This is a genomic window from Methanomethylovorans sp., assembly GCF_041305605.1.
Taxonomy (GTDB): Archaea; Halobacteriota; Methanosarcinia; order Methanosarcinales; family Methanosarcinaceae; genus Methanomethylovorans.
This window is the reverse complement of sequence record NZ_JBFYLB010000051.1, coordinates 1-8,851: the sequence shown is the minus strand read 5'-3', so window position 1 is coordinate 8,851 and position 8,851 is coordinate 1. Positions and strand designations below refer to the sequence as shown.

5 protein-coding genes are annotated in these 8,851 nt (G+C 41.5%); 1 reads left to right on the top strand and 4 read right to left on the bottom strand.

Annotated elements, in window-relative coordinates; translation table 11 throughout:
- From ACCM36_RS03535 to ACCM36_RS03525, 3 genes are all read right to left on the bottom strand, one after another.
- On the bottom strand, positions 1 to 3,929 hold a 3,929-nt coding region (locus tag ACCM36_RS03535), incomplete at its 3' end, for a PAS domain S-box protein (protein ID WP_370572353.1).
- A gap of 327 nt (positions 3,930 to 4,256) precedes the next feature.
- Positions 4,257 to 4,769 carry a chemotaxis protein CheW gene (locus tag ACCM36_RS03530; protein ID WP_370572352.1) on the bottom strand — a complete coding sequence of 171 codons (513 nt, stop codon included), beginning with the start codon at positions 4,767 to 4,769 and terminating at the stop codon, positions 4,257 to 4,259.
- A 14-nt stretch (positions 4,770 to 4,783) separates the two neighbouring features.
- Positions 4,784 to 7,291: a methyl-accepting chemotaxis protein gene (locus ACCM36_RS03525; RefSeq protein ID WP_370572351.1), complete on the bottom strand. Its 2,508-nt coding sequence runs from the start codon at positions 7,289 to 7,291 to the stop codon at positions 4,784 to 4,786.
- 410 nt (positions 7,292 to 7,701) lie between these two features.
- On the opposite strand from ACCM36_RS03525, the gene ACCM36_RS03520 reads away from it, so the two are divergent.
- The gene (locus ACCM36_RS03520) at positions 7,702 to 8,094 is read left to right on the top strand and encodes a thioredoxin family protein (protein ID WP_370572350.1); all 393 of its coding nucleotides are present in this window, start codon (positions 7,702 to 7,704) and stop codon (positions 8,092 to 8,094) included.
- Positions 8,095 to 8,115: 21 nt separating this feature from the next.
- On the opposite strand, the gene ACCM36_RS03515 is transcribed toward ACCM36_RS03520, so the two are convergent.
- A complete protein-coding gene (locus ACCM36_RS03515; protein ID WP_370572349.1) occupies positions 8,116 to 8,781 on the bottom strand; it encodes a histidine phosphatase family protein in 666 nt (221 codons plus the stop codon).
- Between the last annotated feature and the right edge of the window lie 70 nt (positions 8,782 to 8,851).

The following is an 8,851-nucleotide window of genomic DNA, read 5'->3' as shown; positions in this document are numbered from 1 at the left end:
GAAGCATCCATTGCAAGCAATAGTCGCTCTTCGCTTTTCTTCAAAGCTTCTTCAGCTTTCTTGCGTTCTGTAACGTCCACTCCCATTACCAGGTTCGCAGGCCCATCTTCAAGCATGATGGGCACTGAAACTGCCTCTAATACACATTCTTTATTGTCAGGACGTATTATCGTCAATTCCATTGGTGGATTAGCCTGTCCATTTGACAGATTTTTTGTCCTATCACTAATAGCATCCGTACAACTTGCTGAAACAGTTCTCTCAATAGGTAGTCCTATGACCTCTCCAGACGATGGATACCCAAGGCTGTTAACACCCATCGAATTTGAATAGATGTATTTTCCATCCCTGCCGAGAAAAACGGCTATCGGGCTGTTATCCAGGATCAGTCTGTTTCTGGATTCACTTTCAAGCAGTTCCTTTTCAGCTCTTTTGCGTTCGGAGATATCCCGGCAAACACAAAATATCAATTTCTGCCCGCCAAAAAATGCCGCATTGCTGCTGATCTCCATGTCGATCAAAGTGCCGTCCTTGCGGAGGTGCTGTGTTTCGAAATGATCCCCTTTTTCATCTAATGCTGCGATCTTTTCTATAAGTTGCTCACGGGTCCATTTGGTATCCCAGTCCCAGACGTGTAACTCATTAACTTCCTCCTGAGAATAACCGAGCATTTGTGCATATCGTTGGTTTGCCTCGTAGACTTTACAGTTCATGTCAAGGATGACAATTCCATCTCTGGATTGCTCGATCAGGATACGCCGCCGAACTGCTTCATCAGCCAATGCCATCTCAGCTCTTTTACGTTCGGTGATATCAAGTGCAGTAAATGTCACTCCTTTTGACAGATCAGATGTATCTATTGGGGTTGAAGACAGCAGAACGTCTATAACTGAACCATCTTTTCGTCTCAAGAGGGTTTCAATGGTCCCTGTTCCTTTTTCTGCTATCTGCTGATACTTTTCCTTGCCAACGTACTCAAAGTCTTCCGGAGTAGGATACAACATGCGGGAATTGGAGCCGATCAGTTCATTGTAGCTATATCCTGTCATTTCAGACATATGTACGTTCACATCTGTAAGAATACGGTTAGCAACAACACCGATTCCAATGGGTGCAGCTCTAAAGATACTTGCTAATTTCTTCTCGTTCTGCTTTACTGTTTTCTGTGCCTGCCTCTGTGCCAACGCCAAAGCAATGCTGTCACCAAGACGTTCAAACAAGGCTATACTTTCAGCCGTGAATATGCCTTCCCTTGAGTCATTTAACTGTATCAATCCAAAAGTTTCCCCATGACTGCGAAGCGGGATCAGTGCAACTGACTCATAGCCTTCACCATTGCAATGGTTGCGTGTGCGCACCAGTCTGTCGGTTTCAGTTGTGTTGGCAAGCAGTTCAGATGTGGAATTTGTCCAGAAACTGCCATGCCCGGTAAAAAATGGCATCTTCGGGTCAAAACGTCCGTAAATAATGTTTCCGCACATGCATTCCAGAACCGGATTTCCACAGTCGTCCCGAAGGATCTGACCTTGTATATCATGGGTACAAAGGGAATTTTCAAGATCTACAAAACTTGCAGGAAATCCTTGTGTCTGATAGTACGGATAATCATCCCCTTTTTTCAGCCTGATGCCTACAGCCTCGCAACCTGACCAGCTTTTCAGCAGTTCTGTCACCGATGCTATAAGTTCAGGCAGATCGTTGGAAGCGTTTAAAAGGCTGAGCAGATTAATAGTCATCTCGCGTTCATCCTCTACCCGTTTGCGCTCTGTAATGTCACTTGTAAATCCAAGGACTCTGTTTTCGCTCAATCTGACAGCTTTTACTGTGCATATTCTTTTTTCTTTATTCCTGGTCAATAAATGTAAGTCTCCAACAGCATTTCCGGTTTCAAGGGCATTCTTAAAATGCAGTAAAGCCTTTTTGTGGTCTTCCGGAGATACTATCTCCGCCAGACTCATTTTTAATAATTCTTCTTTTGAATAGCCTGTTAAGTTGCTTGCAGCTTCATTGACTTCAATATAGTTGCCCTTGTCATCTGCTATAAAAACCCCGTCAGGTGCCTGCTCTATGTAACTACGGAAGCGGGCTTCACTCTCGCACAATGAATTGAATAACTTATCTCTTTCTGCCAACGTTCGGGAAAGTTTTATATTTCCATAACTCAGCGCGGATATCAGATGGGTTAGTTTTGTATAGAATTCCATCGCCCACTTAACAACTTCGTGGCTCCAGCGTGGTACTCTCTCAAGAGCTTCAATATATGCTTTTTCATCAAACCCATATTGTTTTGCCTGAAGCCTGAAATTTTCGTATGGTAGTTCCTCGTCGTCAAAGAAGAACTGTCCAAGGAACAGGTTACCGATATGTGTGTCACCCACTAAGATGGGTGTTGACATATCCCACATGTTATTATTGCATTTGTAAAGTTTGAATGTACCCGGAGGTACATTACTGGATAACCGAATATCGCTTTCAAGGCAATGTTTATATGTTTCAGGATTTTCCCTGTGAAACTTCATACAGATATCCTGCCAGCCAGTAGCAACCAAGACATTGCCATGAAGATCAATAATACCAACACCAATCTGGGTCAGTTTGTAAAAATCATCCATTAATGACTGTATTGCCTTATGGTCAATGATGTCTGCAAGTTCCAAAACCCCTATGTCACCTTCCGGCTCCAGGATCGCATCAAGTTTTCTTTTTATGTGAATTTTACTTTCCTGCAAAGCTTCTACCATAAGTTTATGCTCGGTGATATCCCTGAAGAAACAGAAGAAACCCGATCCTGCCTTTTCCGAGTAAGTTGTGCTAACCTCAATATCCAATATCCTGCCGTCCTTAGCACGATGCTTTGTTATGAAACGGTCTTTTCCTAATTCGATGACCTTGCAGATGTGAGCAACGTTTTGTTCATAGTTCTCACTTGCTTCCAGGTCGGAAATACGCATGCAAAGCAGTTCCTCGCGTGTATAGCCACTCATTGTACAGTACGCTTCATTCACTTCCAGGATCCTGCCATTTAAGTCTGCATGCACATAACCGTCAATAGCCGTTTCGATGGTGAGCTGGTATATTTCCTTATTTCTTCGCAAAGAATCTGCTGCCTTTTTGACAGCCGTAAAGTCCATACCAAAGATGGTCAGCCGATCTACTTTTCCCTCTTTGTCAAAAACCGGATATATGGAATTCAGGATAGAAAATCCATTACTTTCATCTTCAAAATGAAAGGGTTTACCTTCCACAATTACCTTATCTGCCATCTTTCTGCGATTTTCAGCTACTTCAGGGGAGAGAAAAGTGTATAGGTCTTTTCCCTTAAGATTCTCTACGTCCACTCTAAGGTGATGAGTTATGGTTTCGTTAGCTTCAAGAACAGTACCCAAAGTATCAGTAAGAACTATAGACTCAGTAAAAGTATTCAGGATCGCCTTTACATCTTGTCCGCCTTCTCTCAAAGCATCAATGGTCCGGATGAGTTCAGTGACATCCTGTATGAGCCCGATCAACCCGGCTACTTTTCCGGATGAGTCGCTAAAAGTGGCTTTATGGAAGATCACGTTCTTTTCGGACCCGTCGGCCAGTTTAATCTTCCAATCATATATTTGTTTTCCGGGATGTTCAAAAAGCTCCCTGTCCATACTCTCGTATTTTTCTGCGAGTCCTTTTTGTCCTATCTCATAGACAGTTCTGCCAATGATCTCTTCTTTGGTCTTCCCTAGAAAATGTTCATATGCCTTATTGCAGCCCATATATTTTCCGGAAACATCTTTATAGAACACAGGCGCAGGAATGGTATCCAGGAAAGTGACGAAGAAATCTGACTGGAGGTTTAATTCAGTGCCTGTATAAATGTCCATCAGGACAGTTCTGCAGCTTTCAAGAAGGGAGGATTCGTATTGTATCTGGGATATTGTTTTACTTTTCATAAAATTTTCCGGATCAGCTTCCATATGATGTATATTTTCATTCAGATACTATGTGCAGGTTTTAAGATCGGACTTTTCAGGAAATATTAATATATTTCTATTATTGTTCTACCTATGGACAGTTTGCTATCCTCCATATATTTAAGAATAATGCTTTGGACTTTTAATAAAAAGTAAGTCTGCATTTTCTATTAAGCCAGAGTCTTTAGAACAAACTGGTAGATTCGCTTCTATTTATCATTTTCTAAATCTTTTACTTAGGGTTTCTGTGAATTAAGTTTAAAGATCGAACAATATTTGTATAATAATGTATGCAAATAAAAAGGATCAGGCAAAAATTAATCCTGTATTTTCAAGTTGAGCCACATTCATTTTTTGTTCTTCGGTGAATACTCTGTCAATGTCCAGTAGTATCAATAGCCTGTTATCGAGTTTCCCGACGCCTTGTATGTACTTTTCACTTATATTGGAGGCTATGATATCAGGTGCAGGATCTATATCTCCTATGGATATTCTCATTACTTCTGTTACTGCATCGACTATCATTCCTGCAATGATATTATCCAGTTCGATAACCATTATGCGGGCTCTGTCATCCATTTTCTCCTTTGAAAGGTTAAATCTTGCCGCCAGATTGATCACAGGGATAATGCTTCCTCTGAGATTGATAATACCTTCTATATGATACGGAGCCTGGGGAATTTTTGTAATTTCAGGTATGCGGATTATCTCTTTCACTTTTGAGATCTCAATACCGAATTCCTCGTCCGAGAGTTGGCAAATCACAAGTTGAAGCAGCTCATCTGAGGAGCTGCTATTTTTTGATCTTTCTTCTGCCACTTAATTTCACATCCTTATACTGATGCCTTCTTTGCCGACATTGCCTTATTCTTAATTATTGTATCAGGCATTTTTGGGGCTGCTTTTGAGTGTAGAGCTTGTTTTTTACTATCCGATCTTCTTCCTGATGACCTGCTCTCTTCATCCAAAGCGAATTTAGATACTACGGACTGCATTTCTGCCGCAACGTCTGCAAGCACCTGTGCAGATTTTGTAAGTTCCTGCATAGCAGTATTTTGTTCTTCAACAGATGCTGAAGCTTCTTCAGTACCTGCGGCAGATTGTTCAGAGATAGAAGCTACTTCTTCTACGGACGCACTCACTTCCTGAATAGAAGCAGCCTGTTCTTCTGCTGCCGCTGCGATGTCCTGTACCATCTTCACAATGCTGTCACCAGCTTCAACGACTTTCTGGATGGATTCCACCGACCTTTCCAATGAATCTGCACCAGTTGCCACTTCTTTTGTTCCCAGGTTCATCGAGGTCACAGCATTGCGTGTGCCATCCTGCATTTCATGGATCAGTTTAGCTATCTGTTTAGCTGCGTTCCCCGAATCTTCAGCAAGTTTTCTTACCTCGTCTGCAACTACAGCAAAACCACGACCGTGTTCACCTGCTCTGGCGGCTTCTATTGCTGCATTGAGAGCAAGGAGGTTTGTCTGGTCAGCAATGCTGGTGATCAGACTTACTATCTCTCCGATCTGCTTCGATTTTTCATCAAGTTCACTTATAACCTTTGAAGAATCGCTAACAGCACCTTTGATATTGTTCATCTTGTCCATCAGGTCCTTTGACATACACCCAAGGTTCTGTATGAGCCTATTGGATTCCTGTGCACTCTGTGCAGCCTTTTGTGAGTTGGTAGCCACTTCCTGCACACTCAAATTCATGTCACTCATCGCTTTTGAAACGTCTTCGGTCTTTGTGGACTGTTCCTGAGCACCAGTTGCGATATCACTGACGGTCTTTGTGATCTCCTCTGATAAAGACGTAAGTTCTTCGGAAGATGATGATATTTCCTGTGCAGTGGAAGCGACGTTTTCAGAGTGGCTGTTCACTAAAATTACAACTTCGTTCAATGATGACCTGCAACTTTCTATACCATCAGTGATCTGTTTGAAGTCACCCATTCCTTCTGTCTCTATTTTGCGGGTCAGATCGTTGTTCGATATTGCCGTAAGAACTTCATTAGAATCATTGATGATGGCCTGTAATCTATCACCAAATCCATCAAGAGTATCACCCAATTCCTTGAAATCCCCTTTTGCATCTATAGTGACCCTGGCACTTAGATCACCCTGAGCATAAGCAGTTACTACCCTTGCAGCTTCATTGAGTGGATCTATAACAGCATCCAGTGTCTTGTTGACACCTTCCACCACTTTGTGGAATTCACCTTTATGCTTTGAAACATCAGCTCTTGTGGCCAGTTTTCCTTCCACTGCTGCCTTTGAGAGCATAAGAGAATCATCAACAAGCATCTGTATATTGTTCATCATGCCAATGTAACTTGGAACGAGCCTGTCATTTTCAGAACGTTTTCCAATTCTTTTGAAATCTTCAAGGTCGCTGAGGTTACCTTCTGCAATATTAGAATTTACTCTCAGAACATTCAATAAACGCGCCTGGACATCATTAGTGGCTCTTGCTACTTCTGCAAAGATACCTGTGTAGTTTCCTTCTACTTTCTTCGTATAATCATTATTTGCCATGAGCTGAAGAGCGTTGTTGCTCTCCACAAGACCGCCTAAACCATCAATACATGCATTAAGGTTGTTCTTGATCGTATTGAAATCACCGTTGTACTTGTCCGTGATCTTTTCGGGGATAGTACCTTTAGAAATGCGGTCAACATAATCTGCTGCGACATTGAGGGGGCTTATTAAAGCATCAAGTGTTTCATTGAATCCCAGTATTATTTGTTTACAATTGCCTAAGAAACAGGTAGAATCTGCTCTGATGTCCAGTCTGCCGTTGACAGCAGCATCTGCCAGTTTATTTACCTCTGCAGTAACTTTAGCCTCTGCTGATATATCCAATACATATTCCGCAGCACCTATAATATTGCCATGATCATCCTTTATGGAAGTGGCGGTGTAACGTATGGGAAGTTCCCCTCCTGGCAGCTTCGCCACAGTGTCTGCTGTACATACTGTGTCAGTCTTCATGGCTCTTGTCACCTGGCAGTTTTCGGTTCTGCAATGCTGGGTGTTAAAAAGATTGTAGCATTTCTGTCCCACACAGCTTTCGGGCGTCTTCCCAACTGCTGCAGCACCGTTGGCATTCATGAACAAGACATTGAAATCTTTATCCACTGTCATGAAAGGAGTGGGTATGATGTTGAGTAACTCGGCTTTTGATCTTAATTTTTGGTTATCGTCAAGTAATAGGTTCAAATGTTCACTTAATTTCTTATTCAACAAGTCAGAGTGCTGAGACATTCGTGCCTCAGCATTATCTTGTCTAAAATCTTCCAACACTTTGACCATTTCTTCATGTACTTTTTTCCGGTCTCCAAACACAGTTTTAACTCCTTTTATATTATTATATGTAAACGCCAGAAATTGCAACATTTACATCCAGTCAAAAATTATTATAATTATATTAGTATATAAAAATTCCTTAAATTTATACCTATTGGCTGAAAAATAAACCACTTTATTGTATTATTTTGAAGCAGAAGTATTGCTATAATTTTCAGAGTTTACACTACATTACATACTATCTTCGAATTTAAGTAAAAACCCAAATGATTAAGGAGCTTGATCATTCGAGACTTTTCCCTCTGACCTTCCCTTGGCTTACTGCGTTGTTTTTCAAAAGTTGTAGATTGAGAGTTATCTATTCCATTTCTGCCTTTTCCGCAAGAAGAATACTTTGAGGAATACTTATTAATATCATCACGATTAAAAAAGTGTTCGGGAGTGATATTATGGCAAATGGTGACATTATCGAGCTTAACGATTCTAACTGGGAGGAAATGCTGGCAAACCAGGAAAAACCGATGGTGGTCATGTTCTATCTTCCCGCATGTTCGCATTGTAAACAGATCGAACCATATTTCCGGGAATATGCAGGTGAGTTTAGAGATTCCTGCACTTTCATAAGGATGAACGGTATGGATAGCCCAGTGACAGCTATGAGGTACGGTGTGAGGTCAGCCCCTACATTCAAGTTCTTTTGTAAAGGTAAAGCCATCAAGGAAGCAGTGGGATTGGTACATCCTTCACTGCTTAAAAATGCCATTAAAGAGCTTATTGAACATGGTGATGAATGTTCAATGCATATTACTCCGATGCCTGGCGAAATATCACCTTATGAGTAAGATGGCAGGTGTTAACCCTCATCACTTTCTTTTATTGAATTTACCCATTTTGTAATCGTATATTACAGGGTCTCCTGTATTCAATTCGAATTTAGGGATGTCCTCATCTGATATGCCCTCGATGTACTTGACCACTGAGCGCAGGCTATTTCCATGGGCGACCACTATTAAGTTTTTATCCTTTTCAAGGAGGGGCATTATGTTATTCTTGAAATATGGTATTGTTCGCTCATATGTATCTTTCAGGCTTTCACCATTGGGAGGCGCAACATCAAAACTTCTTCTCCAGATAAAGACCTGTTCCTCCCCGTAAACATCTCGTGCCTGTTGTTTGTTCTGTCCCTGTAGTTTCCCGTAATACCGTTCATTCAATGCTTCACTGGAATATATGGGCATCTCGCTTTCGTCGACACGCATAGGATGATGGGACCACTCATCACCTTTTATATCATCATGCAGGAAAATACCTGTCTTTTTCTGGCATGACAATATAAGGAACAACGTAGCCTGAGCTCTTGTAAGCTTTGATGTGAAAGCCACGTCAAATTCAAAAGATCTCAGGTCTTTTGCACAGTTTATTGCCTCTTTTATCCCCTTTTCGCTCAGAGGAACATCCACCCAGCCCGCGAACCTGTTCTCAAGATTCCAGCGTGATTCTCCATGTCTGACAAGCACAAGAACACTCATTTCATTTCACCCTTCAATGATTGACAGACTTCTGATTTAAATATATTCATGTGACAAAAACCCGAGGCTT

Coding starts and splice junctions, on each gene's coding strand:
- ACCM36_RS03520 (WP_370572350.1), top strand. CDS start 7,702: ATGGCAAATGGTGACATTATCGAGCTTAACGATTCTAACTGGGAGGAA.
- ACCM36_RS03515 (WP_370572349.1), bottom strand. CDS start 8,781: ATGAGTGTTCTTGTGCTTGTCAGACATGGAGAATCACGCTGGAATCTT.